This is a genomic window from Sanguibacter sp. HDW7, assembly GCF_011300875.1.
Lineage (GTDB): Bacteria > Actinomycetota > Actinomycetes > Actinomycetales > Cellulomonadaceae > Flavimobilis.
Genome location: NZ_CP049862.1, coordinates 2,171,578 through 2,197,418 on the forward strand (window position 1 = coordinate 2,171,578; position 25,841 = coordinate 2,197,418).

Below are 25,841 nucleotides of genomic sequence, written 5' to 3' on the forward strand. Positions count from 1 at the left end.
GGCCGTCATGACGCGCGCGGTCCACGCGGGGGACTGAGGATGGGCGCATGAGAGCCACCGGCATCGCCCTCCTCGCTGTCGGGGTCCTGCTCGTCGTCGTCGGCATCGCCGCGGCACGCGCCGGGCGGCGGCGCCCCGCGCGGCGCGTCGTCGTCACGGGTCAGATCGTGCGGCAGGTGGGCTGGGGGCGGACACCGCCGTACGAGGTCGCGTACCCGCTGCCCGACGGCACCTGGACGACGACCGTGACGCGCTCGCCGCTGAGCCCCGGCGGGATCACGACCCTCGGCTGGACGCAGGGCACGTCCGTGCCCGTCCACGTCAACATCGACGACCCGCGCGACGCACGGCTCACACCCGACGGGTCGCTCGGCGTCGCGGGGTTCGTCGGGCTCGTCCTCGGGGTCGTCGGGCTCATCCTCGGGGTCGTCGGGGGCGTGCTCACGGCCGTCTCGGCCGTCGGGTAGGACGCAGCCCGTCGGGACGCCGGGCCGTCGGGCCGCCGGGCCGTCGGGACGCCGGGCCGTCGGGCCGTCGGGACGCCGGGCCGTCGGGTCGTCGGGCGCTTCGGGACGCCGGGCCGTCGGGTCGTCGGGACGCCGGGCGCTTCGGGACGCCGGGCGCGTCGTCGTAGGCTCAGGTCGTGCTCCACCCCGCCCAACCCGCCCTGCCCGCCGCCGACTGGCGCGCCCGCGCCGCCGCGCACGCCGAGCGCGCCGACGCTCTCACGGCGGGCCACCGTGCCCGCCGCGACGCGGGCGAGACGCACGCGATCGAGGACTTCCTCCACACGTACTACGCGACGCGGCCCGGGCAGCTTCGACGCTGGCACCCAGGCGTCGGGGTCTCGCTCGAGGGCACGGGCGACGACGTCGAAGAGCGGCGCACGTGGCGCTGGTACACGTCCGACGGCGGCCTCACCCGGGTCGACGCGTCGACGTTCCTCGCCGACCGCGGCACGACCGTGCGCTTCGTGCGCGAGCTGCTCTCCCGCACCGCGGAGCGCCCCGCGAACGTCGGCTGCTTCGGCCTCCACGAGTGGGCGATGGTCTACCGCCTGGGTGACGGCACGCGGCACCCGCTGCCGCTGCGGCTCGGTGCCGCGGGCTCGGACGACGTCGTCGAGAGCCACCAGATCCGCTGCTCCCACATCGACGCCTTCAGGTTCTTCACGCCCGAGGCCGCGCCGCTCAACCGGCTCACGCCGACGCGCGAGACGCAGGTGGAGATGGAGCAGCCCGGCTGCCTCCACGCGAACATGGACCTCTACAAGTGGGCCCTCAAGCTCGGGCCGACGGTCGAGTCCTCGCTCGTCCTCGAGTGCTTCGAGCTCGCGCTCGACGTGCGCTACCTCGACATGCAGGCGAGCCCGTACGACGTGTCTTCCTACGGGCTCGACGAGGTCGCGATCGAGACGCCGGAAGGCAAGGCCGAGTACTCGGCCCGGCAGCGCGGGTTCGCGGAGCGCGCGGCCGTCCTGCGCGAGCGGCTCGTCGCGACGTGCGACGCGGTGCTCGCGCACGATCCTGCTCTCGCCGTCGGTACCGCTCTCGCTGACGAACCGGCGCCGTCCGGCGGTGCGGGGCCTGCTCAGGCAGTGCGCGCCACGCTCTGAGACGCGACTCTCGCAGGGCGGGACGCGTGCGGCGGGACTCACACCCCCGAGCCCGGGTCCGGGGCGCAGCCCGGTGGGACGATGGTCCTACCCGTCGTCGTCCGAGAGGCTCGCCCGTGCCTGCACGCCCCGCCGCACCCGCCGCCACCGCGGCGCAGACGCTGCCCCACGTCGTCGTCATCGGCGGAGGCTTCGCCGGCCTCGCCGCCGTCCGCGCGCTCGCGAAGGCACCCGTGCGGATCACGCTCGTCGACCGCCGCGTGTACACGACGTTCCAGCCGCTGCTCTACCAGGTCGCGTCAGGCGGGCTCACCGCCGGCAACGTCACCTACTTCCTGCGGTCGCTGCGGCTGCGGCAGAAGAACGTCCGGGTCCTTCACGAGCACCTCGTCGACGTCGACGCTGCGGGCCGCACGGTGACGCTGCTCGACGGCACGCGCCTCGAGTACGACCACCTCGTGCTCGCCAACGGCGTGTCCGTCAACTACTTCGGCACGCCGGGCGCCAAGGAGCACGCACTGCCGATGTACTCGCGCTCGCAGGCGATCAAGATCCGCGACCAGCTCTTCGTACGCCTCGAGGAGGCCGCGCACGCCGTCGAGGACGGCACGATGCACGACGGGCTGCGCATCGTCGTCGTGGGCGGCGGGCCCACCGGCGTCGAGGTCGCGGGCGCGATGGCCGAGCTGCGCGATGCCGGGCTGCGGCCCGCCTACCCGGAGATCGACGGCGAGGCGTTCGACGTCATGATCGTCCAGCGCGGCGCCGAGGTCCTCAAGGCCTTCGACGCTCCCCTGCGTCGCTACGCGGCCGAGCAGCTCGAGCGCCGCGGCGTCACCCTGCGCCTCGGCGCAGGCGTCGCCGAGGTCCACGCGGACGGTGTCGTCCTCACCGACGGCACCCGGATCCCGTCGGACCTCACGATCTGGTCCGCAGGCGTCGCCCCGCACGAGGAGGTCGCCCGCTGGGGCCTGCCCCTCGGCGACGGCGGCCGCATCAAGGTCCGCGACGACCTGCGCGTCGAGGGCCACGACGAGATCTTCGCCGTCGGCGACGTCGCGGTCTCCCCTGCCGGCCTGCCGCAGCTCGCGCAGCCTGCGCTCCAGTCCGGCCGTCGCGCGGGCCGGAACATCGCAGCGCTCGTCGCCGGTCGCCCGACCGAGCCGCTGCGCTACTTCGACAAGGGCACGATGGCGATCATCGGGCGCCGCGCCGCGATCGCGCAGGTGCTCGGCAAGATCCACCTCACGCGCGGCGTCGCGTGGCTCGCCTGGCTGTTCGTCCACGTCATGGGGCTCGTCGGGCCGCGCAACCGGCTCGTGACGCTCATGGGAATCGTCACGCGCTACGGCTTCCCGTTCCACCGCAAGCCCGTGCCCATCGTCGGCGACGTGCCCTCGATCCGTTCGCGCAGGCCGGCGCGCCCTGAGCGCGAGACGGGCGCCCGGTGAGCGAGGGCCACGACCCGGCACGGGTGACAACCTCCGGTCGGGCGCGTCGGCACATGTTCACGCTCGTCGTCACCGGGCTCGCGCTCGCATGGATCGTGCTGGGTGCCGTCGTCGTCGAGATCGACGACGTGTACGACGTCGTCAGGATCATCACGGTGCCCGCGGTGTTCTGGACGATCCTCATGCAGGTGCGCCTCCGCGCCTGGGGGCGCAGCGTCGGCACGTCGCTCGGCCGCAGGGCGGCCGGCACGCGGGCCGAGCGCGAGGGCCGCGCGCGCCGTCAGGGATGATAGGTCCCGGCCGCCCCCTCTCACCGGAACGACGATGCAGACCGACATCCCCCGCAACCGCCACCCCGAACGCCCGCACGTCCACGAGCACACGAGCTTCGTCCTGACGTTCCTGCCCGACGACGCAGGCCGTCCGACGCCCGGCGAGCTCGCGACCCTCCTGCGGCAGCGGTCGATCCTCGGGGCCGTCGCGGACGGCGACGATCTCGGCACGCCCGGCGCGGCCGTCGTGATCATCGCGGTCGACGACGGCGGACGGGTGCTGCTCGACGCCGAGGGACGCGTCGTCCCCGGACAGCCCGTCGAGCACCTCGTGCCCGGGCTCGCGCACCTCACGGGCCGGAGCGTCGTCGTCGACGACTCGCTCGTCGTCGCACCCGACGGCAGCGAGTCCGAGCCCGACGAGGACTCGCTCGCGGCGAGCCTCGCGACGACGCTCGTCGCATGGCGCTCCTCGGCTCCGTCCAGCGCGCTCGTCCGCGGGATCGCTCGCGGGGTCGGTGCGGCCGTCGAGCACGCGACCGTCGATGGCTGGACGCTTCTCGCGCTCCCGCCCGGCATGACCGTCGACGCCGAGACCTTCGCCCGCAGCATCGCCGGGGCCGCCGAGCGTCCCGTCGTCACGCTCCAGCGGGCCGGGGAGTCGCGCGCCGTGACGTGGCACCACCGCGACGGCAGGCATCCCGTGACGATCGAGCTCGCGGCCCCGCCCGCGACGGAGGTCGTCGTGCCTGAGGGTGCACCGGGCAGCTCGGCCGCGCTGCTCGCGAAGGTCCTCGGCGACGGCACCCTGCGGATCGTCCCCGACACGCGACGACTCGACCCCGGGACGCTCGAGGCGCTGCGGGCGCTCCCGCTCGTCCGGGAGACGCTGCTGCACGACGCGGCCGCGCTGCTCGGGCTGCCTGCGGGCGTCGCCGAGCTCGTCGAGCGCGCCGGAGACGCTGCGCGCCGGTCGCACGCCGAGCGCACGACCGGGGCGGACGCTGTGCCGGTGGCGGCGGCGGAGATCGCGTCGGCGGCGGAGGCCGCGTCGGCGGCCGAGGTCGAGCTGGCAGCGGAGAGCGAGCCGGCAGCCGAGGTCGAACCTGAAGCCGAGGTCGAGCCAGCGGCAGCAGTCGCTGCGACGCCGGGCTCGCCCCTGCGATGGCTCGATCTGCCCGGCGCCACCGTCCTCGAGCCCGACCCGACCGTCGGAGCCGCCTTCGCGCGCGGCCTGCTCGACGCAGCGCTCGACGAGCCGACCGGGGAGGCACTCCACGCGCGGATCCGCCGGTGGCTGTGGCGTCGTCCCGCCGCGCTCATCACGCTTGCGATCCTCGAGGTGCTCGTGGGTGCCGCACTGGCCATGTGGGCGGTCGCCGGCGGCGACGCCTTCGGGCAGTCCTGGATCGTCTGGGTCGCCGCGGTGCTCCTCGTCGTCGACGGAGGCCCGGACCTCGTCGTCGGGATCACGTTGCTGCGCCGACGTCGCCGCCAGGCCTGACGCCGCCGAGAGGCTCACGCGGTCCGGCGTTGCCGGGCACGCACGCCCCTCCCGTCGGAGGGAACGCCACTACCCCCGCACGAGCCCCGGCACGTCACGCCCGACGACCTCGGGCCAGCGCACGCAGATCTCGGCAGCGACGGCTCGGGTCGCGCGCAGCCCGTCGGGCAACGGCAGCGGCACGTCCCAGCGACCCGCGAGCGGCAGCTCGACCTCGCGTCCGTCGACGACGCACGCGAGCACGACGGACCACGCGTACCTGTTCTCGAGCGCGACGCGACCGGGTGCGGCGGACCGCACGACGGACCGGGGCACGCAGAGGTCCGGGCGCTTTCCACGCCCGTCGAGGACGAGACCTCGCGGGGTGACGGCGTACTCGAGCTCGTGCGGCCTGCCCGACCACGTCCAGGCCGCGGCGTCCTGCGGTGTGTGGCTCGCGGCGACGGCCGCGAGGGCGTTCCGCAGCGCGGCGGTCATGACCGTCGTGCCGACGAAGGACCCCGGGTTCGCCTGGGCGAGGGCCCGACGCCGTCGCCTCACGCGGACAGCCTGGGCGAACGACAGGAGCCACACGACGACGAGGCACGCCGCGACGGTCCAGAGCGTGATCGCGACGGTGTCGATCCCCGTGTCGTCGATCCCCGTGTCCTTGTAGCGCCACGGGAGCGGGAGCGCCCGGACGGTCACGAACACCAGGAGGGCGACCGAGCCGACGACGGCCCACACCGATCGTGAGCCGGCACGCGTGACGGAGCCGCTCCGCGGGGTCTCCGCGGGCACCTCCGGGAGATCCCACACGCGACCCTCGGGCAGGGGGCGCAGCCGGACGTCAGGCCCGAGGGCCGCGACGAGCCGCTCGGCATGCGCGGCGCGGTCGGTCGGGACGACGAGCGTCGCGTACCCGTCGAAGCCCTGGTCGACCTGGCACAGCTCGAGGCCGAGCGCGGCGAGCGGGTCGACGAGGGCCGAGGCCGTCACGCCGTCGGCGACGATCCGGCCCAGCGGGACGGCCGCCAGGTCGAGGGCGGCGACGGCGTTCGCACCACGGGCGTGGCTCACTGCGGCCCGGACGAGATGGACGAGGTCGGCTGACGGGCTCTTCCAGTCGAGCAGCCAGAAGCAGTCTCCGTCGGCCACGTTGATCGCGTGGATGAGGAGGTCACCGGGCGTGAGGTCCTCCTCCTCGTCGATGTCGAACGCGGCGGGGTCCGCGAGGATCTTGTCGATCGAGCGGCGCAGGGCAGCACCGTCGACGACCTGGGCGCACAGCTCGTCCCACACGGACGCGTCGATCGTTCTCACGGATCACTCTCTCTGAGGAGCACGGAAGCCGGGCCCCGGGCTGACGGCCGGCGCCCAGAGCCTAGCGGCATCACGCCCATCAGCGCACGGATGCGACAGTCGTCCCTCATGGGCGATCTCGGGCTGCGCTCCCCCCGATCCTCGGCCGCACCTGAGAGCATGGACCCACCATGAGCAACCGCACCGCATCCCTCGCCGCAGCCCTGCCCGCCTCGCCCGACCCCGACGCCCTCTTCGAGGCGTTCGAGGAGTGGGCCGCGGGGCGCGACCTCGAGCTCTACCCGGCGCAGTCCGAGGCGCTCATGGAGCTCGTCGCGGGGCAGCACGTCATCCTCGCGACGCCGACGGGCTCGGGCAAGAGCCTCGTCGCGATGGGCGCGCACTTCGCGGCGCTCGCGGCGTTCAAGGCCGGTCGTGGCGGTCGCACGTACTACACGGCGCCCCTCAAGGCCCTCGTCTCGGAGAAGTTCTTCGCGCTGGTCGAGGTCTTCGGCTCGGAGAACGTCGGGATGATGACGGGCGACTCCTCGGTCAACCCGGGGGCGCCGATCATCTGCTGCACCGCGGAGATCCTCGCGAACGTCACGCTGCGTGACGGAGGCTCGCGCACGGGCGAGGACGCGATCAGCCAGGTCGTCATGGACGAGTTCCACTTCTACGCCGACCCGCAGCGCGGCTGGGCCTGGCAGGTGCCGCTCCTCGAGCTGCCGGGCACGCAGTTCCTCCTCATGTCCGCGACGCTCGGCGACACGTCGTTCTTCACCGAGGACCTCGAGCAGCGCACTGGCCGCGACGTCGCGCTCGTCACGAGCGCCCAGCGTCCGGTCCCGCTGAACTTCGAGTACGTGCTCGAGCCGCTCGGGGAGGTCGTCGAGGACCTCGTCCACACGCACCGCGCGCCCGTGTACATCGTCCACTTCACGCAGAAGGACGCGGTCGACCGCGCGCAGGCGCTGCTCAGCATGAACGTCGCGACGCGCGAGGAGAAGGCCGCGATCGCCGACGAGCTCGGCGACTTCCGCTTCTCGTCGGGCTTCGGCCGCGTCCTGTCAAAGTTCCTCCGGCACGGTGTCGGAGTCCACCACGCCGGCATGCTGCCCAAGTACCGGCGCGTCGTCGAACGCCTCACGCAGCGCGGGCTGCTCAAGGTCGTGTGCGGCACCGACACCCTCGGCGTCGGCATCAACGTGCCGATCCGCACGGTGCTGTTCACGTCGCTCGTCAAGTACGACGGCGAGCGCATGCGCCACCTCACGGCGCGCGAGTTCCACCAGATCGCGGGCCGCGCGGGGCGCGCCGGGTACGACACCGTAGGCGACGTGCTCGTCATGGCGCCCGAGCACGTCATCGAGAACCGCAAGCTCGTGCAGAAGGCCGGCGACGACCCGAAGAAGCTCAAGAAGCTCGTCCGCAAGAAGGCGCCCGAGGGCTCCGTCAACTGGACCGACAAGACCTTCGAGCGGCTGCGCGACTCCGACCCCGAGGCCCTCACGAGCCACTTCACCGTCAACCACGCGATGGTCCTCAACGTCCTCGCGCGCGGTGAGCACGGCGAGGACCCGGTCGGCGCGATGCGCCACCTGCTCACCGCCAACCACGACAACGAGACCGCGAAGGCCAAGCACGTGCGGCAGGTCTTCCGCATCTACCGCTCCCTGCGGCAGGCCGGCATCGTCGAGAAGATCCGCGTGCGCGGCGACGACGGTGTCGAGCGGCCCGGCGTGCGCATGGTCGTCGACCTGCCGCGCGACTTCGCGCTCAACCAGCCGCTGTCGCCGTTCGCGCTCGCCGCGCAGGAGCTGCTCGACGTCGAGAGCCCGACGCACGCGCTCGACGTCGTCTCGGTGCTCGAGTCGACGCTCGACGACCCCCGCCAGGTGCTCTACGCGCAGGAGCGAGCCGCGCGCGGCGAGGCGATCGGGGCGCTCAAGGCCGAGGGCTACGGGTACGACGAACGCATGGCGATGCTCGAGGACGTCACCTGGCCGCGACCGCTCGAGGATCTGCTCGCGCCCGCGTTCGAGTCGTACAAGCGCGGCAACCCGTGGGTGTCCGACCAGGAGCTGCGGCCCAAGGCCGTCGTGAGGGACATGGTCGAGCGCGCGTCGACGTTCACCGAGTACGTCTCGCGGTACCAGCTCGACCGCACCGAGGGCGTCCTGCTGCGCTACCTCGCCGACGCGTACCGCGCGATGCGGCAGACGGTCGCGACCGAGCACCGCACCGAGGAGGTCGAGGAGCTCACCGAGTGGCTCGGCGAGCTCGTCAAGGGCACCGACTCGAGCCTGCTCGACGAGTGGGAGCGGCTCGCGAACCCGGTCGACGACGACGCGGACACGCTCCTGGGTGACGGGCCGCTCTCCGGGACGGGCGAGAGCGCCCCCGTGCGACCGGTCACCGGGTCGCTCCGGGCGTTCCGCGTGCTCGTGCGCAACGCGATGTTCCGTCGGGTCGAGCTCGCGTCGCGCGAGGCGTACACGACGCTCGGGGCGCTCGACGGCGGCGACGGGTGGGACGCCGACGCGTGGGCCGACGCGCTCGACCCGATGTTCGAGGAGTACGGCGACGACGCGATCGGCATCACGGCGGCGGCCCGCTCGCCGCGTCTCGTCGAGATCACCGAGCAGGTCGACGGTGACGCGCGGCGCTGGGCCGTGCGGCAGGTGCTCGACGACCCGGACGGCGAGCGGGCGTGGCACATCCGCGCCGTCGTCGACCTCGACGCGAGCGACGAGGCGGGCGAGGTCGTCCTCCACGTCACCGAGGTCGGCAGCCTGTAGGTCGCGCGCTAGTCGCCTGGGTCGCCACTGCTGCTCTCCCGTCCACTCGCACTCTCCTCTCCCCTGGCACCGGCCCGTCCCCGCACGCGCCTCACGGGGACCGAGCCGGCGGGTGGTTCACCGAGCCGGTCGTAGCCGCCGGGCTCCGAGAACGTCCACCGGCCACGCCACGCCATCGCGATGCGTTCGCGGTCGACGTGCCGGTGGTGGAACCAGCACAGGAGCGCGGCATTGTCGGTCGAGGTCGCACCGCCGTCGGCCCAGTGGACCCGAGCGTGGTGGATCTCGGAGATCTGCACCGGCGCCTTGCAGCCCGGCCACACGCAGCCCTGGTCACGGGCGATGACGGCCTTGCGGCGCGCTGAGGTGAAGGTCCGCTGGGTCCTGCCGACGTCGAGCACCTCGGAGTCCGGGCCGAACACGACCCGCGTCACCGCGCAGTCCGCCGCGATCCTCTCGAGGATCTGTCGCGGTACGGGGCCTGAGCCGTCGATCCACGTCGGTCCCGGGCTGAGGAGCTCGGCGACGAGGTCGTCGGCCGGACCCGGCACCGTTCGGCGTTGCGAGCGGAACGCTCGTCGCGGCGCGTCGCCACGCCCGACTGCGTCGTGCTGTTCGGCACCGTCAGCTCGTTCGGCACCATCACCTTGACCGGCACCGTCGCATCGTCCAGCAGGGTCACCTCGTCCGGCAGAGCCACCTCGTCCGGCGCCATCGCCGCCCCCGTCGCTCCCCGCCAGCTCGATGAAGTCACGCCACGGGACGAGGACCGTCATGTGCGGGCGGACGCCGGCTCCTGCCCCGCCGGACTCACCTCGCTCGAGGAACGAGCGTGCGACGCCCGCGAGCGCGATCGCCCGCCGCTGCGTCGGTCGCAGCCCGTCGTCCTTCGACGGCACACCGTTCGCGGCATCGAGCGCTGTCCGCAGCACCTGTCCGTTTTCCTCGGTGAGGAACCCGGACAGGTGGTAGCCCCCGAGCGTGAGCGAGAGATCGAGGTGCTCTCGTTCCTGCGCACGGCTGTAGCCGCGGTCGTCGGACTCAGGGTCGGCGACGTGCGCGAAGCGTCGTGCCGCCTTGCCGAGGTCACGCAGGTCGAAACGTTTGGCGACGCCGAGCATCGCCTGCTCTCCCGTGATCGACGCACGTTCGCACGTGCACGCTCCGAGGTCCGCCGTGCAGCCGGGTGCGTGCCCGGGAGCGTTCCAGGAGCTGACATCCTCACCGTCGATGACTCGACCACCGGGGACGGTGCCGTCGGGGACGGGACCACCAGGGACGGGGCAGTCAGATACAGGGCCGTTGGCCCGACGCGTCTGAAGGTGCGCGCGTGCCAGCTCGACGCACCGCGCGTCCGAGGTGGGCAGGGTGCGGCTGAGTACCTCGACCTGCGACGCGGAGAGGCGCCCGGCCCGCGCGGACCGCAGGGTCGCGGGAAGATGGTCGCGCAGTCGCTCGGCCGCGAGCACCTCACGCCGCGCCAGAGTCAGCGAGCGCTTCTCGTGCCACGCGACCCAGTACGGGAAGCTGCGCACCGTGTCTGTTCGCCACAGCCCGTCGGCCTCGACGCGGCCGAGCCACGCGAGCCGCTGCGCCCCGAGCCGGTCGATGACCGCCGCCGTCCGCCGGGAGGCCTCAGCCGCGAGCGACGCAGCACCAGAGTCCGGGTCGTTCGACGCGATGAGCACAGCAAGGCGCTCGAGCAGAGCGATCTGGCCGAGGAGATCCGCCGGCAGCGCGAGGAACTTGTCACGGAGGCCCATAGCGCCCTCGAACGGCGCGACGACAGGCGCGCCACGGTCCACAAGGTCCATCGCCGTCACCTCCGTCAGCGCCGCATGATGCGCCCAGTCGTCTCGTCGCGTGTCGGATCACGCCATGCCCCGACCTGCGGGAACACCTCCAGAATATCGAACAGACGTACGAGGCGCGCGGCGCGGGCAGCTTCTCACCCCGGCCTCACCCGGACCCGACAACTTGCCGCTGCCGCGCACCGCGCGGTAGACCTGCGCCGTGGCGAAGAAGAAGACCCCGGCCGGAACCCCTGCGCTCGTCGCGCTCGAGCGCGCCGGCATCCCGCACACGGTGCACGCGTACGTGCACGACCCGACGACGGACCTCGGCTACGGGCTCGAGGCCGCGGCGGCGATCGGAGTGCCGCCCGAGCAGGTCTTCAAGACGCTCCTCGCGGTCGCCGACGGCACGCTCGTCGTCGGCGTCGTCCCCGTCGACGGGCGGCTCGACCTCAAGGCCCTCGCCCGCGCGGTGGGCGCGAAGAAGGCAGACATGGCAGACCCGGCCGCGGCGGAGCGCGCGACCGGCTACGTCGTCGGCGGCATCTCCCCTCTCGGGCAGAAGCAGCGGCTGCGCGCGGTCGTCGACGCGTCGGCGCTCGACCACGCGACGATCTACGTCTCCGCGGGTCGGCGCGGGCTCGACGTCGGGCTCGCCCCCACCGACCTCGTGACGCTCATGGGTGCCACGACCGCAGCGCTCAGCCGCGACTGAGACCCCAACAGCTACGCGAACGCCTGGTCCGTCGGGACGATCTCGGCGCCGAGGGGCAGCAGCGACACGGGCACGAGCTTGAAGTTCGCGATGCCCATCGGGATGCCGATGATCGTCACGCAGAGTGCGACGCCCGTCGTGATGTGCCCGATCGCGAGCCAGATGCCCGCGACGATCAGCCACACGATGTTGCCGAGCGTCGACATGACCTGCGTCCCGGGCTTGCGCACGACGGTCCGGCCGAAGGGCCACAGCGCGTAGGACGCGATGCGGAACGACGCAATGCCCCACGGGATCGTCACGATGAGCACGCAGCAGATGATGCCGGCGACGGCGTAGCCGACGGCGAGCCAGAAGCCGGCGAAGACGAGCCAGATGATGTTGAGAAGCGTGCGCATGCGCCCATCCTAGGGAGGTCGCCTACCGCTGCGTCAGGTCCAGGGGCAGGCCCGCCCGTCACCCGATCCGTCGCGCGACCGCGAACCCACCCTCGTCGAACGACACCTCGTACACCCCGCCGAAGCGCGAGGCCGCGTAGCGGGCGACGTCGTCGGGCGGGTTGCCGCCCCAGCCGGACCACGTGCGGATCGCGACGTAGTCGGGCTGGACGGGGGACTCGGTGCCGATCCAGTAGACGGTGCGGTCCGACGTGAGGTGGACGATGAGCCCGAGGTCGCTCGCGACGCTCGCGCCCGCGGGGATCGAGGCGAGCGCCCGCTCCCCCGCGGCGACGTGCGAGCCACGCTCGTACGTCGCCGGGTCGACGAGGTCGGCGAACGGGAACCGCGGCACGAGCAGCGCGGCGACGACGACCGTGAGCGCGGGCACCGCCCGCGCGTACCCCCGCGCCGCGGCGCGCGACGACCTGCGCAGCAGCCGCGTCCCGTCGACCGTCGCCGCGAAGACGATCGGCATGAGGATGAGCGAGTAGTGCCAGGTCGAGCCCCAGTAGTACTCGGTCGAGCCGGCGTACCGCCAGAGCATCGTCGGGACGATCATGAGCAGCAGCGGCGAGCGCAGCGCGACGAACGCGGTGACGACGAGCAGGAGGAGGATCGTCTCGATCTTCACCTCGGGCGACAGAAGGTTGGTGAAGATCCGCCACACTCCGTCGACGAGCCCTGCGAGGCCCTGCGGGGCACCGGTCGCGCCCTCCTCGCCGAGCTTGCCCCAGTAGTCGTACCGGTGCCACGGGTTGAAGATCGGGATGAGCACGAAGAGCGTGAGCGCCATGCCGCCGAGACCGGCCGCAACCATCTGCCACGCGCGTCGCCGCTCGCCCCAGAACCACAGGACGACTCCGAAGCCCGCGACGGTGAGACCCATGTCCTCCTTGACGCCGAGCAGCAGGAGGATCCAGAGGCAGGCCCGACGCCACTTCCCGTCAAGCGCTGCGGCGAGGCCGAACGCGAGGATCGGCGCCGCCAGCGCGTACTCGTGGAACTGCACGTCGATCGCCGACTGCACGCCCCAGCTCGCCGCGTAGGCGACGCCGACGGCGAGGCCCGCTGTCCGGCCGAGCCAGCGTCGCGCGGCCTGCGTGAGCGGCACGACGGAGATCGCGACGAGCACTGCCTGCGCGACGAGCAGCGTCACGGGGCTCGGGAAGATCCGGTAGAACGGAGCGAGGACGACGAGCAGCGGCGACCAGTGGTCACCGAGCTGGATGTAGCCCTCGCCCTTGATGTCGACGACCGGCCAGCCCAGCCCCGCCCAGCCGCGCACCGCCTGCTCGAAGATCGCGTTGTCCCAGCTCGGTGTGTCCCAGCGGTTCCAGCGCGCGAGGCTCAGCGCGAGGTAGGCCGCGAGGGCGACGACGGCGACGGCGACCGCGGGCCAGATCGAGGGGCGCTCGACGCGCGGCTCGGGACGAGGACGGGACCTCCCGACGACGACGGGCTCGGATCCGGGCGCGTCGGCTTCGAGTCCGGTAGCGGTCGCGTCGTCGGCGTCAGGCAGGTCGGCCTCTTCGGCCATTGCCTCATCCGTCGCTGCCTCGTCGAGCACAGGTTCGCCGAGCAGAGGCTCGTCAAGAACACGCTCGTCCACGACGGAGCCCGTCGCGAGGGGCTCCACCTCGACGCCGTGGACCGCGGCCCCGTCACGCTCCGGAAGGGTCGCGTCGGGCACGTCGGAGCCGTCGGTGCGCACAGTCATGGCGTCCATGATGGCGTACGTCGGCTCCTCGAGCACGAACCGTCCCGGACTCCGCACGACCTCGGGACGGAGCCTCCGCACGAACTACCATGGGCGCTCGTGAGCACCTGGGACATCGCCGCCGCACTCGCCCGCACGACCGACCGCCTCGCGGCCGCCGCGCAGGCGGCGGGCCGGGCTCCGGAGGACGTCGCGCTCGTTGTCGCGACGAAGTCGGTCGACGTCGCCCGCACGCTCGAGGCCGTCGCCGCGGGGGCCTGCCTCCTCGGCGAGTCGCGCGTCCAGGACGTCGTCGCGAAGGCGCCTGCGCTCGAGGCGCTCGACGCACAGCCCGCCGTCCACCTCATCGGCCCGCTGCAGTCGAACAAGATCAACGCGGCGCTGCGTCACGTCGCGTGCGTCGAGACGGTGCACTCGGCGTCGCTCGCGGCCGCGCTCGGTGCGCGCTGCGTCCGCGACGGGCGCGTGCTCGACGTCCTTGTGCAGGTCAACGTGTCGGGCGAGGAGCAGAAGTCGGGTGTCACGCCCGACGCCGCGCTCGACCTCGCGCTCGAGGTCGCCGCGACCGACGGCCTGCGGCTGCGCGGCCTCATGACGATCGGCCGCAACTCCCCCGTCGAGGCCGAGGTCCGCGCCGGCTACGCGCGCCTGCGCACCCTGCGCGACGAAGTGGTCACGCAGGGCGCCCGAGGCGCGACGGAGCTGTCGATGGGCATGAGCGGCGACCTCGAGTGGGCCGTCGCGGAGGGCGCGACGATCGTGCGCGTCGGCACGGCGATCGTCGGCCCGCGCGTCTGAGAGTCCCGCCCCTACCGCACCTCGCTCGGCAGCGGCATGCGCGAGCGTGTCGTGAGCCAGCCGGTGAGCCAGGCGCCGCCGACGAGCCCGACGACGAGCACGGCGAGCCAGCCCCACGGGACGGCGACCTGCCACGACGGGTCGTAGAGGACGTCGCGGTCGACGCGGGCGAGGACGACGGCTGCGCTCACGACGATCCCGACGAGCGACCCGAGGACGACGCCCGTGCCGACGACGCCGGCGGCCTGCGCCCCAGCGAGCCGCCGCCGCAGACCCGGGGCTGCGCCGATCGCGGAGAGCACCGCGAGGTCGGGCCGGGACTCGCCGGCGAGCAGCAGCAGGACGAGCAGCGCAGTCCCGATGCCGAGGACGAGACCGGCGGCGGCGAGGCCGCGCACGTAGGGCCCGTAGGTGGTCGCCGTCCAGTCCTCGACGGTGACGTAGAACGGCGACAGTGCGCCCTGCAGCGCGGCGGCGACGGCCGTGCGGGCCTCGTCGCTGCTCGGTTCGACGACGAGCCCGACAGGTTCGACGAGGAGCCCTAGCCCCTCGGCGACCGCGGGCGGCAGGATCGTGAGGCGGCCGGTCGCGGCGAGCCCGGGCACGTGGGTCGCGGGCAGGGTCGTGGCGTCGCCGACGTTCCCGACGGCGTCGTGCACCTCGAGTGTTGTCGTGCCGTCGGCCGTGACGACGGCGTCGCGGGAGTCGAGGACACGGCCGGCGCGGAGGGCGGCGACCCCGTCGTCGGTCCCGGGCAGCCCGAGCGCGGCGAGCACGGTGCCGTCGTCGACGAGCGTCATCCCGGGCCAGCTCACCCCGGACTCCCGCTCGGCGACCCGCGGGTCGCAGCGTGGGTCCTCCCGCTGGGCGCGACGCAGCGCGTCCGCGTCGACCGTGGTCGTGGGGTCGAAGGGATCGGCCACGATCGGGCAGGCCTCGCCGGGCGCTGTGCGGGCCATGATGATCGGCACGCCGCCGAGCGACGCCATCTCCTCGCGCTCCTCGGGCGTGAGGCGCGTGAGGTCGGTGCCGAGACCGCTGACCACGAGGGTGCGCGCGCCCGGGTCGACGTCGCGGACGGTCGCGAGCAGCTGCCGGACGTCGGCCTCGGCATCGTTCCCAGGAGCGAGCGGCGGGCGATGCGTCCCGTTGGCGAGGAGGTCGACGACGACGCGTCCCTCCCCCGCTGCGTGATGGCGCGAGGCCAGCTCACGCGCGTCGAGGCTCGTGCCGATGACGATGCCGGTGACGAGGGCGGCGCTCGTCACCATGACCGCGGTGACCCCGGCGGCGGTGCGCGTCCGGTAGCGGGCGGCGTCGCGCAACGCGAGCCGCACGGGCAGGGCCGCGCCACGCGCGAGCCGTCCGAGGAGCGCGACGACAGGCCCGGCGAGGAGCACGGCGCCGATGACGAGCCCGAGCGTCCCGGCGGCGAGCGTGAGGTCGGCGCCGGTGCGTGACGCCCAGGCGACGGCGCCGAGGCCCACGACGGCGAGCGGGCCCCCGAGCGCGTGGAGCCGCACGGGCGGACGCGGTTCAGCACGTCGTCCGGCGAGGACCGCGACCGGGTCGAGGCGCCCCGCAGCGCGGCCGGGCGCCCAGGCCGCGAGCGCGACCGTGAGGACGACGACGCCACCCACGCCCGCGAGGTACGGGGCCGCGTACCTGACGTCGGTGGCGTCGACCCCGCCCACCCACCCGGGAGAGATGGCCTCGCCGACGAGCGCCGTGACGATGCCGACGCCCGTCCCGACGAGGGCCGCGACGATGCCCTGGAGCGCTGCTCCGAGCATGATGAGGTGGCGGAGGTCGCGCGGGGTGGCGCCCGTGACGGCGAGGAGCGCGAGCTCGCGTGCACGGCGCCGGACCCCGACGACGTGCGCGGGCGCGATGGTGAGGACGAGCACGAGGCCCACGCCGACGGCGACGAGCGCGACGGTCCCGACCGCCTCGCCCGCGCGGGTGCCTGCGGGCTCGCCGTAGCCGGCCACGAGGTAGGGCACCTCGGCGGCCGCGGGCGGGTCGGCGGCTGCGGCGCGCGACGGGCCGGAGAGGCCGACCTGGTTGAGCGCCACGAGGTCGCTCCATGCGAGGGGCTGCCCGACGACGAGGTAGGTGCCATCGGGTGCCGACATGCCGTCGCTCCCGGTGAGGGGCTCGACGACGGGCTCGGAGACGAGCACGCGGGCCCCGACGAGCGCGGGGTCGAGGAGGCCGACGACGGTGAGGTCGACGTCGACGTAGCCCGGGCCGGTCGCCGTGATGGCGCGGACCGTGACGACGTCGCCGAGCCCGAGCCCGATGTCGCCGGCCGCGATCTCGCCGCGCGCGACGGGCATGCGGCCGAGGGTCGGTGCCGCACGGCCCGCGGTGTCGGAGGCGAGCTCGCACGTGTCGAAGCCCCTCGTGCTGCCGTCGGAGTGCTCGGTCCACGAGCATCCGCGCAGCGCGACGACGCGCGCCGGGTCGACCGTCCGGGTGAGCGCCGCGAGCCCCGCCTCCGCGCTCAGCGCGTCAGGCAGGAGCTCCTCGCCGAACGTCCCGGCGACGTCGAGCGCGAGCGGACCGTCCTGGGTGACGGGCCGGACGTGCCACGTGAGCACAGCCTCGACGCCTGAGGGCACGAGGTCGTCGACGACCGGCGGGCGCACGACCGCGACGGCGCTCAGCGTGAGGAGCGTTGCGACTGCGGCCGGAAGGAGCGTGAGCCCCGCGACGAGCGCGGTGCGACCGGGGCTGCGTCGGACGTCGCGGCGGGCGACACGGGCGAGCGCCCGCAGGCGCGCGAGCCTCCCGCCGCGACGGCCGACGGCGTGACGCGAGGCCGCGGCCCGGGGTGCCGGACGGACCCGCTGGTCGGTGCTCACCGGACCTCGCTCGGCAGCGGCATGCGCGAGCGTGTCGTGAGCCAGCCGGTGAGCCACGCCCCGACGGGCAGGAGGACGACGATCCCGACGACCTGCCACCACGGCACTGCGAGCGTCCAGGTCGGGTCGACGATCCCGTCGTTCCGTCGGGCGGAGAGCGCCACGAACCCGGCTGCGCCGACGAACCCGACGACCGACCCGAGGACCGTGCCGATCGCGACAAGCACGCCGGCCTGCGCGGCGAGGAGTCGACGCCGGGTCCGCGGCGCGGCACCGACGGCGGAGAGGACCGCGAGGTCGGCTCGTGCTTCCCCGGCGACGAGCAGGAGCACGAGGCCGGCTGTGCCGATGCCGAGGACGAAAGACGCTCCGAGGATGACCGCGGTGAGCGTGGGGTTGCCGCTCTCCGCGAAGTCCTCGATGTCCGTCCAGCCACGGCTCCCGGCCGCGCTCTTCGCGGCACTCTCGACGGCTGCCGCTCGGTCCGGCGACGAAGGTCGCGTGAGGAGGCCGACGGGCGCGCTCGCGAGGCCGAGGTCGGCGACGACGACGGGCGGCAGGATCGTCCTGTAGCCGGTGCGTTCGAGCACGGGGACGTGGAGCGCAGGCACGGTCGTCCAGGCGCCGGCGTCAGGGCCGGCGGCGCCGGTCCCATCGGTGTCGGTCCCTTCGGTGTCCGTGTCGTCGTCGGTCGCGGGGACGTAGCGCACCCGGATCGTGCCGTCGTCCTGGATGTTCGTACGGTCCGCGACGACGGCCCGGCCGGAGGCGAGCGCGGCGGCGATCGCCTCGGAGTCCGCAAGCCCGGACGCACCGGTCCACGTGCCGTCGTCGACGAACGTCTGCGCCATCCATCCCGTGCCGTAGCTCTGCTCGAGCCCGGGAGCGCAGCGAGGGTCCTCGCTGGCGAGGCGCTCGACCACGTCGGTGGCCAGGTCGGCGCCCGGAGAGCTCGCCGGGCAGACGAGGTCAGCGTTGGGATCGACTTCGAGGACGCCGTCGTCCCACGAGAGCTGGACGGGTGCCTCGAAGCCTGGCCGCGTCATCCCGATCGCGAGGACACGGTCGGTGCGGGCCCCGGGATCGGCTGCGCGGACGGCCTTCTCGACGTCAGCGAGCGTTGGCGCGCCGTCGACGACCTCGGAGCTGACGTACGTGACGACGACACCGTGACCGGCGGCGAAGGTCCGGGCGGCCTGGAAGTGAGCGGTGTCGCTCGCGACGACGAGGCTCGCACCGACGAGCGTCGCGGCGGCAGCCGTCACGGCGCAGACGGCCGCGACCGAGCGTGACCGGTGCCGGGCGGCGTCGCGCAGCGCGAGCCTCACGGGCAGCGACGTGCGCGGAGCGAGGATGCGCGCGGCGCCCGCGACGAGCCCGCCGGCGCACAGCAGGAGCCCGACGACGACGGAGGCCAGCGCGCCGACGACCGCGACGGCCGACGTGCTGAGGACCGCCCAGACGCCGAGTGCGAGCCCCAGCGCGAGGAGTCCGAGGCCGACGAGCGGCGTGCGCCTGCGCGGATGAGCCTCGCCACGGCGTCCGGCGAGGACGCGCACGACGTCGAGCCTGCTCGCTGTGCGGGCGGGGACGAGCGCCGCCGCAATGACGAGCAGCACGCTGAGGAGCGCGATCCCGGCGAGCTGCAGCCAGGGGACGACCATCTCGACCGAGCTCCCGGTGAGGGCGTTGGGGGCGACGTACTGCAGTGTGAGGACGACGGCGAGCCCGAGCCCGATGCCGCAGACTGCGGCGACGAGCCCCTGGAGCGCGGCGCTGAGCAGGACGACCCAGCGCAGGGTGCGCGCGTCGGCGCCGGTCGCCGCGAGGAGGGCGTACGTGCGGGTCTGGCGGCGAACCCCGACGACCTGGGCGGGACCGACGACGAGGACGATGAGGAGGAGGATCGCGGCGAGGCCGAGCGCGACGACCGCGAGGTCCGCGCCGTTCGAGGGCCCGTCGAATGACCTGATGGAGTGCCCCTGGGCGAGGAACGGGATGTCCGCGTCGGCCGGCGGGTCGAGGAGCGCGGCGCGCGCGACCGCGACGAAGCCAGCTTCGTTGAGGCGGACGACGTCGGACCAGGTGACGGCCGGAGAGGTGAGCCTCACGGTGACCTCCTCGAGCGCGGGCGTCTTGCTGCTGGCGCCGACCCGGAGGTCTTCGTAGATCATGTACGGGCCCTGGTCGTACGTGCCGACGACGGTGAGCGGCACGGAAGCCCCGTCGAGGACGAGATCGACTGTCGCGCCGATCGGCCACCGGCCACCGGCGGGCGCGAGCGCCTCGGTGGGTGTCGTCGGGGCACGGCCGGCCAGGACGCCGCCACCCGCCCCGATCGGCAGGTAGGTGCATGTCGACACGTGCGTGCCGCCGCCGTTGCCGGGGACGTAGCCGCTCGTGCAACCACCGGTGGCCGATCCGCTCGCTGCTGGGAGGACGTCGAGGATCCGGGCGAGGCCCTCGTCCCAGGTGAGGACCTCGGGCTCGCTCGAGACGGAGATGGCGTCGCGAGGGTCGGGGCCGGACTGGAGGACGGGCCCACCCCGCCATGTCAGCTCGGCCTCGACACCGGTGTCGAGGCGGTCCGCGGGGTCGGCGGGCTGCGACTGCATGGAGTAGGAGACGAGCATGAGCGTCGAGAAGGCGAGCGGGAGCGCGAGGAGCCCGGCGACGAGCGCGGTGCGGCCGCGGCTGCGCCGGACGGTGCGGCGGGCGAGTCTCCCGGCGACGCGCCACGGGACGCGCGAGCGCGGCACGCCGGCCCGTTCCTCGGGGGCGACGGGAGCGGGCCGCTGTGCGGTGAGCGTCACGCGGTGCCCCCGCGAGGCGAGGCGGCGAGCAGGCTCTCGGCGCCGGCGCGCCGACCGGTGCCGTCGACGACGACGCCGTCGCGCAGGAAGATCGTGCGGTCGGCCCAGGCGGCGAAGCGCGGCTCGTGGGTGACGAGGAGGCCTGCGGCGCCGGCGTCGACGCGGGCACGGAGGACGCCCATGACGGCCTCGCCCGTGACGGAGTCGAGGGCGCCCGTGGGCTCGTCGGCGAGGACGAGGCTGCGGCGGCCGACGAGGGCGCGCGCGATCGCGACGCGCTGGCGCTGGCCGCCCGACATGTCGTCGGGGAAACGGTCGGCGAGCTCGGGGATCTCGACCTCGCCGAGCGCGACGAGCGCTGCCTTGCGCGCGCGGCGCGCGGAGACGCCGTCGAGCTCGAGCGGCAGCGCGACGTTCTCGGCGGCCGTAAGCGCGGGCACGAGGTTGAAGTCCTGGAAGACGTAGCCGATCTCGCGGCGGCGCAGCGCGGCGCGCTGCTTGGGGCCGAGGCCGCTCATGGGGGTGCCGGCGATCTCGACGACGCCCGCGTCGGCGGTGTCGAGGCCGCCCGCGATGTTGAGGAGCGTCGACTTGCCGGAGCCCGAGGGCCCCATGACGGCGACGAGCTCGCCCGCACGGACGTCGAGGTCGACGCCGTCGAGCGCGTGGACGGCGTTCTCGCCCGTCCCGTGGGTGCGGGTGACGGCGCGCAGGGAGAGGATGGGAGTGGTCATCGGAGGCCTCCGGCCGGGGTGTCGTCGGTCGTGCGGGTGGGTGCGGCGGTGGTGTCCGACGGCGTCGCGGTGGTCGCGCCGTTCGCGGGCGGCGTGCGGCGGGCGTGCGCGGCGCGGGCGAGGCGGGCCTCGACGTGGTCGAGCCAGCGCATCTCGGCCTCGGCCTGGAAGACGAGGTTGTCGAGGACGAGCGAGAACGCGAGCTCGGCGGGGCCGTCGACCTGGGTCGTCGAGCGCAGGCGCGTGTAGTCGTGGAGGCCGCGCATCGTCTCGGTGCGCTGGAGCTGGACGACGGCGCGGACGTCGACGCCGGGGACCGTCACGGCGAGCGCGAGCTTGATCGCGAGCTCGTCGCGGGCCGGTGCGCCACGGCGGACCGGGGTCGTCCACCAGGCGTCGGCCTCGGTGCGGCCGGCGTCGGTGAGCTGGTACTCGACCGTCCCGGCGTCGTCCGCGGCAGCCTCGTCCGCGCCGGCATCCCCCTGCGGCGCCGGCGTGACGAGGCCGTCGCGGACGAGCCTCTGGAGCGTCGTGTAGACCTGTCCGACGTTGAGGGGCCAGGTGCCTCCGGTACGGCTCTCGAACTCCTGGCGGAGCTGGTAGCCGTGCATCGGTCGTTCGGCGAGAAGGGCCATGAGCCCGTGGCGGACGGACATCCGCACCCCCTGCATACTCGGTATGGTCGACGTGACAAGACTATAGATACCCGGTATGCACGTCCGCGTCAACCGGGACCCGCGCGACGCTCATCAGCGCTTGTCAAAGACGCTTGACATTGCGGCGCATGTCAAGCACGCTTGTCTTATCAAGCAACCTTGACATCGGAGGTCGTCATGACCCGCCCCACCCCGCAGGGCCCCTGATGCGCAACGACGTCCGTGCGCTCCGCGAGGCCGCCGGCCTCTCCCAGGCCGCGCTCGGCACCGAGCTCGGCGTCTCGCGCCAGACCGTCAACTCGATCGAGAACGGGAAGTACGACCCCTCGCTCCCCCTCGCTTTCGCGATCGCCCGCCACTTCCACCTCACGATCGAGGAGATCTTCCATGTCGACGACAAGCCATAGCACCCTCGTCCAGGGCCTCGTCGGGTTCGCGTGCGGGCTCGCCGCCGCCGCCACCCTCATCGTCCTGCTCGCGACGAACGGTCAGGAGTCCATGGCGACGGGCGCCGCTGTCGGCGGAGGCGCCGTCCTTCTGCTCTTCTGCGTCGCCGTCGTCCGCGCCCTGCGCAACCCCGCACGGCTCACCCGCCCCGAGCGGACGGTCACGGGCCACGGCGACGAGCGAGACTCCAGGCTCGCCGAGAAGGCGTTCGCGACGACGGGGCTCGTCGCCCTCCCCACGACGGCCGTCGCGACCGTCGCGCTCGCGCTCGGCGCACCGACCATCCCGGTCATGGCCGTGCTCATGTGGCTGCTCGTCATCGTCCTCGTCGTCGCGAGCGTCGTCGCGGCGCGGCGCGGCTGACCTCACCACGGGCAACGGCAGGAGCCCCGGGATCCCCGGGGCTCCTGCCGCGCTCAGAACTGCTCGGCGATCCCTCGCAGTCGCGCGGAGTACGCGGGCCAGTCGATGCCTGCCGGCACGTTCCACGCGTCGTCACGGGCCAGGCCCACCGCTCCGTCGACGAGCTCGCGCACGACGTCCATCTGGCCGGCGTGCCGCACCAGGTCCGTGAGCAGGTGGTCGAGCACGAGGCCGAGCGTCGTCGACGACCTCTCGCCGGGCCACCACGGGACGCGCCCCGGGGCGTCCGGGCCGCGGTCGAGCGTCGGTGCGACGTGCGCGTGGACGTCGCGGACGAACGCGACGACCGTCGCGGCCGGGACCTCGGCAGGCACCCACCAGTCGGCCTGCGGGTCGGCGTCGTACGCGTCGAGCGGCACGGCCACGGGCGACGGCTCGCCGGGCCACGGCCGGCCGAAGCAGTCCCCCAGGTAGCCGAGCTCGATGTTCGCGCGGTGCCGCAGGGCCCCGAGCAGCGTGAAGCCCGTCGGGGTCATGGGCGTGCGCAGCTCACGCTCCGTGGGGCCCTCGGCCTTCCAGACGAGAGCGTCGACGACGCGGTCGAGCCGCGCTCGCGCGCGGCCGAACGCGTCGTCGGTCGTCACGGGACCCTCGCCGTCCACTCCTGCGTCGAGAACTTCGTCTCCGCGAGCTCGGCGGCCCGCGCACGTTCGGTGTCGGTCACCTCGCCCGCGACGGTGTCGTAGCGGCTCGCGAAGTACGACTTGAACGCCTCGATGACGTCCTCGCGGGCCATGCCCGACTGCGAGCGCAGCGGGTCGACGCGCTTGTTGGCGCTCTTCGTGCCCTTGTCGCTCATCTTCTCGCGGCCGATGCGCAGGACCTCGAGCATCTTGTCGGCGTCGATGTCGTAGGCCATCGTCACGTGGTGGAGCACCGCGCCCCCGACGAGGCGCTTCTGCGCCGCGCCTGCGATCTTGCCGGCGGGCGACGCGATGTCGTTGAGCGGCTTGTACGTCGCCTCGATGCCGAGCGAGCCGAGCGCACCGAGCACCCAGTCGTCGAGGAAGGCGTAGGACTGCTCGAAGCTCAGGCCCTCGACGAGCGAGCCGGGGACCGTGAGCGAGTAGGTGATGGTGTTGCCGGGCTCGATGAACATCGCGCCGCCGCCCGAGATCCGGCGCACGACGGTGATGCCGTGCCTCTCGGCCCCCTCGGGATCGACCTCGTTGCGCAGCGACTGGAACGAGCCGATGACGACTGCGGGCGCGCCCCACTCCCAGATCCGCAGCGTCGGGCGGCGCTCGCCACGGTCGACGCTCTCGGAGATCGCCTGGTCGAGCGCCATGTGCATCGCGGGGCTCTGCGGGCCCTCGTGGACGACCTCGAACGTGTGGTCGTGCCAGCCCGTCGCGTGGCCGAGCGCGCGGCGCACGGCGATCGCGACAGCCTCGGCGGAGAAACCGACCATCGTCACGGTCTCGTCGAGCACCCCCTCGACCGCCCGCGCGAGCTGGGCGACCGACGCGGTAGCGGGCATGCCCACGAGCGCCGCGTCGATGTCCTCGAGCGCCGTGTCCGGCTCGAGGAAGAAATCGCCCGAGACCGCGACGCGCGCGAGCCTCTCACCTGCCTCGTCGGTCTCGACGTCGACCGCCACGAGCTTGCCACCGGGAACCTTGTATTCGCCTCTCACAAGGCCCAACACTACGTCCGCGAGGCCGGGCCCGGGAGCGTGGCGTCGGTCACCCCTCGCCGACGGAGACCGAGTCTGCCGTCATGCCGTGGAACCGGGCGCGCCGCGCGACCGTCGGCCGGTGTGGCCGGGTCGCGCGGCGCGCGTGCCCTGGACGCGATGGTGGGCGTCCGGGGCGTCGTGCCGCAGGGGTGGTGCGGCACGAGCTCTGGCGGTCCTGCGGGTCAGCGGGGGTCGACGCCCGCCTTGAGGAGGCCGTAGACGGCCGAGTCGGTGAGCGCCTCCCACGACGCCTCGATGAGGTTGGGGCCGACGCCGACGGTCGACCAGGTCGACTCCCCGTCGGTCGTCTCGATGAGCACGCGCGTGACGGCGTCGGTGCCGAGGGAGTTGTCGAGGATACGGACCTTGAAGTCGATGAGCTCGAACGCCTCGAGCTCCGGGTAGACGCGGATGAGCGCCTGGCGCAGAGCGTGGTCGAGCGCGTTGACCGGGCCGTTGCCCTCGCCCGTCGAGACGATGCGCTCGCCGCCCGCGACGAGCTTGACCGTCGCCTCAGAGGACGTCTCGGCGCCGCGCGAGCCGTGCCGCTCGACGATCGAGCGCCACGACTCGACCGTGAAGTAGCTGACGCGCGAGCCGGAGACCTCCTCGCGGAGCAGCAGCTCGAAGGACGCGTCGGCCGCGTCGAACGTGTAGCCCTGGGCCTCGGCGTCCTTGACCCGATGCGTCACGCGGCCGAGCAGCTCGCCCTGGCCTGCGAGGTCGATGCCGAGCTCGCGCCCCTTGAGCTCGATCGACGCGCGCCCGGCCATGTCGGAGACGAGCATGCGCATGTCGTTGCCGACGAGGCGCGGGTCGATGTGCTGGTAGAGGTCGGCGTCGACCTTGATGGCGCTCGCGTGGAGTCCCGCCTTGTGGGCGAAGGCGCTCGCGCCGACGTAGGGCTGGCGGCCGTAGGGAGAGATGTTCGTGTGCTCGGAGATCGCGTGGGCGATGCGGCTCGACTCAGCGAGGCCCGCGCCCGCGAGGACGGGGCGGCCGAGCTTGAGCTCGAGGTTGGCGACGACCGTGAGGAGGTCGGCGTTGCCCGTGCGCTCGCCGTAGCCGTTGACGGTGCCCTGGATGTGCTCGGCACCCGCGTTGACGGCGGCGATCGTGTTGGCGACGGCGCAGCCCGAGTCGTTGTGCGCGTGCATGCCGAGGCGCACGCCGGAGCCGAGGGCCGCGCGCACGGCCGTGACGATCTCGGTCACCTGGTCGGGGAGCATGCCGCCGTTCGTGTCGCACAGGACGACGGCCTCGGCGCCCGCGTCCGCGGCCGCGCGGGCGGCGGCGAGCGAGAACTCGGGGTCAGCGAGGAAGCCGTCGAAGAAGTGCTCGGCGTCGACGAAGACGCGACGACCCTCGCCGACGAGGAACGCGACGGTGTCGGAGATCATCGCGAGGCCCTCCTCGCGCGTCGTGCGCAGCGCGCGCTCGACGTGGCGCAGGTCGGACTTCGCGACGAGCGTGATGACGGGCGCGCCCGAGTCGAGCAGCGCACGGACCTGCGGGTCCTGGGACGCCGCGACGCCAGCCTTGCGCGTCGCGCCGAAGGCCGCGAGGACCGCATTCTCGAGCTCGAGCTCCTTGGCTGCGCGCGCGAAGAACTCGGTGTCCTTCGGCACCGCACCCGGCCAGCCGCCCTCGATGTAGCCGACGCCGAGCTCGTCGAGCAGCGGGGCGATCGCGAGCTTGTCCGCGACGGACAGGTTCATGCCCTCCTGCTGCGCGCCGTCGCGCAGGGTCGTGTCGTAGACGTCGAAGCCCATCGGACTCTCCTCGGGTCGGCGGTCAAGGTGACCGGACTGTCGTGCGGAACTGCTGTCGTGACCA

At 73.5% G+C, this 25,841-nt stretch carries 21 protein-coding genes; 10 read left to right on the forward strand and 11 right to left on the reverse strand.

Annotated elements, in window-relative coordinates; translation table 11 throughout:
• Positions 1 to 47 precede the first annotated feature (47 nt).
• The 5 genes from G7063_RS10010 to G7063_RS10030 all read left to right on the forward strand — a co-directional run bounded on the left by G7063_RS10010 (position 48) and on the right by G7063_RS10030 (position 4,842).
• The gene (locus G7063_RS10010; protein ID WP_166414263.1) at positions 48 to 467 is read left to right on the forward strand and encodes a hypothetical protein; all 420 of its coding nucleotides are present in this window, start codon (positions 48 to 50) and stop codon (positions 465 to 467) included.
• Positions 468 to 643: 176 nt separating this feature from the next.
• Positions 644 to 1,615, forward strand: coding sequence for a 3-methyladenine DNA glycosylase (locus tag G7063_RS10015; RefSeq protein ID WP_240916030.1), 972 nt, complete (start codon positions 644 to 646; stop codon positions 1,613 to 1,615).
• A gap of 116 nt (positions 1,616 to 1,731) precedes the next feature.
• A complete protein-coding gene (locus G7063_RS10020) occupies positions 1,732 to 3,066 on the forward strand; it encodes an NAD(P)/FAD-dependent oxidoreductase (RefSeq protein ID WP_240916031.1) in 1,335 nt (444 codons plus the stop codon).
• Entirely contained in the window at positions 3,063 to 3,356 is a 294-nt protein-coding gene (locus G7063_RS10025; protein WP_166414264.1) for a hypothetical protein, read from the forward strand. The genes G7063_RS10020 and G7063_RS10025 overlap by 4 nt, the downstream gene beginning before the upstream one ends.
• Before the next feature lie 34 nt (positions 3,357 to 3,390).
• Positions 3,391 to 4,842: a hypothetical protein gene (locus G7063_RS10030; RefSeq protein WP_166414265.1), complete on the forward strand. Its 1,452-nt coding sequence runs from the start codon at positions 3,391 to 3,393 to the stop codon at positions 4,840 to 4,842.
• Between the two features lie 69 nt (positions 4,843 to 4,911).
• On the opposite strand, the gene G7063_RS10035 is transcribed toward G7063_RS10030, so the two are convergent.
• Positions 4,912 to 6,144, reverse strand: coding sequence for a hypothetical protein (locus G7063_RS10035; protein ID WP_166414266.1), 1,233 nt, complete (start codon positions 6,142 to 6,144; stop codon positions 4,912 to 4,914).
• A 170-nt stretch (positions 6,145 to 6,314) separates the two neighbouring features.
• On the opposite strand from G7063_RS10035, the gene G7063_RS10040 reads away from it, so the two are divergent.
• On the forward strand, positions 6,315 to 8,924 hold the full coding sequence (locus G7063_RS10040; protein ID WP_166414267.1) for an RNA helicase: 2,610 nt from the start codon (positions 6,315 to 6,317) through the stop codon (positions 8,922 to 8,924).
• 8 nt (positions 8,925 to 8,932) lie between these two features.
• Here G7063_RS10040 and G7063_RS10045 read toward each other — a convergent pair whose 3' ends face one another.
• Positions 8,933 to 10,738, reverse strand: a complete 1,806-nt coding sequence (locus G7063_RS10045; RefSeq protein ID WP_166414268.1) for an HNH endonuclease signature motif containing protein — start codon at positions 10,736 to 10,738, stop codon at positions 8,933 to 8,935.
• Positions 10,739 to 10,937: 199 nt separating this feature from the next.
• On the opposite strand from G7063_RS10045, the gene ybaK reads away from it, so the two are divergent.
• Entirely contained in the window at positions 10,938 to 11,432 is a 495-nt protein-coding gene (ybaK, locus tag G7063_RS10050) for a Cys-tRNA(Pro) deacylase (protein ID WP_166414269.1), read from the forward strand.
• 11 nt (positions 11,433 to 11,443) lie between these two features.
• Here ybaK and G7063_RS10055 read toward each other — a convergent pair whose 3' ends face one another.
• Positions 11,444 to 11,830 (reverse strand): YccF domain-containing protein, encoded by a 387-nt coding sequence (locus tag G7063_RS10055; protein WP_166414270.1) that lies wholly within the window; start codon positions 11,828 to 11,830, stop codon positions 11,444 to 11,446.
• Positions 11,831 to 11,888: 58 nt separating this feature from the next.
• Entirely contained in the window at positions 11,889 to 13,589 is a 1,701-nt protein-coding gene (locus G7063_RS10060) for a DUF2079 domain-containing protein (RefSeq protein WP_166414271.1), read from the reverse strand.
• A 99-nt stretch (positions 13,590 to 13,688) separates the two neighbouring features.
• Here G7063_RS10060 and G7063_RS10065 point away from each other — a divergent pair, with 99 nt between their 5' ends.
• Positions 13,689 to 14,387 carry a YggS family pyridoxal phosphate-dependent enzyme gene (locus G7063_RS10065; protein WP_166414272.1) on the forward strand — a complete coding sequence of 233 codons (699 nt, stop codon included), beginning with the start codon at positions 13,689 to 13,691 and terminating at the stop codon, positions 14,385 to 14,387.
• Between the two features lie 11 nt (positions 14,388 to 14,398).
• Here the strand turns inward: G7063_RS10065 and G7063_RS10070 are convergent, their stop codons facing one another.
• The 4 genes from G7063_RS10070 to G7063_RS10085 are packed head-to-tail and all read right to left on the reverse strand — an operon-like array spanning position 14,399 to position 21,457.
• Positions 14,399 to 17,254 (reverse strand): FtsX-like permease family protein, encoded by a 2,856-nt coding sequence (locus G7063_RS10070; protein ID WP_166414273.1) that lies wholly within the window; start codon positions 17,252 to 17,254, stop codon positions 14,399 to 14,401.
• Positions 17,251 to 20,067, reverse strand: coding sequence for an ABC transporter permease (locus tag G7063_RS10075; protein ID WP_166414274.1), 2,817 nt, complete (start codon positions 20,065 to 20,067; stop codon positions 17,251 to 17,253). The genes G7063_RS10070 and G7063_RS10075 overlap by 4 nt, the downstream gene beginning before the upstream one ends.
• On the reverse strand, positions 20,064 to 20,801 hold the full coding sequence (locus G7063_RS10080) for an ABC transporter ATP-binding protein (protein ID WP_166414275.1): 738 nt from the start codon (positions 20,799 to 20,801) through the stop codon (positions 20,064 to 20,066). Before G7063_RS10080 ends, G7063_RS10075 begins: the two co-directional genes overlap by 4 nt.
• On the reverse strand, positions 20,798 to 21,457 hold the full coding sequence (locus G7063_RS10085) for a PadR family transcriptional regulator (protein WP_166414276.1): 660 nt from the start codon (positions 21,455 to 21,457) through the stop codon (positions 20,798 to 20,800). The genes G7063_RS10080 and G7063_RS10085 overlap by 4 nt, the downstream gene beginning before the upstream one ends.
• Positions 21,458 to 21,663: 206 nt before the next feature.
• Here G7063_RS10085 and G7063_RS10090 point away from each other — a divergent pair, with 206 nt between their 5' ends.
• Together G7063_RS10090 and G7063_RS10095 are read left to right on the forward strand one after the other, a co-directional pair.
• Complete coding sequence (locus tag G7063_RS10090; RefSeq protein ID WP_166414277.1) at positions 21,664 to 21,864, forward strand: helix-turn-helix transcriptional regulator; 201 nt, start codon at positions 21,664 to 21,666, stop codon at positions 21,862 to 21,864.
• A complete protein-coding gene (locus tag G7063_RS10095) occupies positions 21,845 to 22,267 on the forward strand; it encodes a DUF2178 domain-containing protein (protein WP_166414278.1) in 423 nt (140 codons plus the stop codon). The genes G7063_RS10090 and G7063_RS10095 overlap by 20 nt, the downstream gene beginning before the upstream one ends.
• A 53-nt stretch (positions 22,268 to 22,320) precedes the next feature.
• On the opposite strand, the gene G7063_RS10100 is transcribed toward G7063_RS10095, so the two are convergent.
• The 3 genes from G7063_RS10100 to cimA all read right to left on the reverse strand — a co-directional run bounded on the left by G7063_RS10100 (position 22,321) and on the right by cimA (position 25,777).
• A complete protein-coding gene (locus G7063_RS10100) occupies positions 22,321 to 22,911 on the reverse strand; it encodes a DUF664 domain-containing protein (protein ID WP_166414279.1) in 591 nt (196 codons plus the stop codon).
• Positions 22,908 to 23,963: a biotin/lipoate A/B protein ligase family protein gene (locus G7063_RS10105; RefSeq protein ID WP_166414280.1), complete on the reverse strand. Its 1,056-nt coding sequence runs from the start codon at positions 23,961 to 23,963 to the stop codon at positions 22,908 to 22,910. Before G7063_RS10105 ends, G7063_RS10100 begins: the two co-directional genes overlap by 4 nt.
• 224 nt (positions 23,964 to 24,187) lie before the next feature.
• On the reverse strand, positions 24,188 to 25,777 hold the full coding sequence (gene cimA / locus G7063_RS10110) for a citramalate synthase (protein ID WP_166414281.1): 1,590 nt from the start codon (positions 25,775 to 25,777) through the stop codon (positions 24,188 to 24,190).
• Positions 25,778 to 25,841 lie beyond the last annotated feature (64 nt).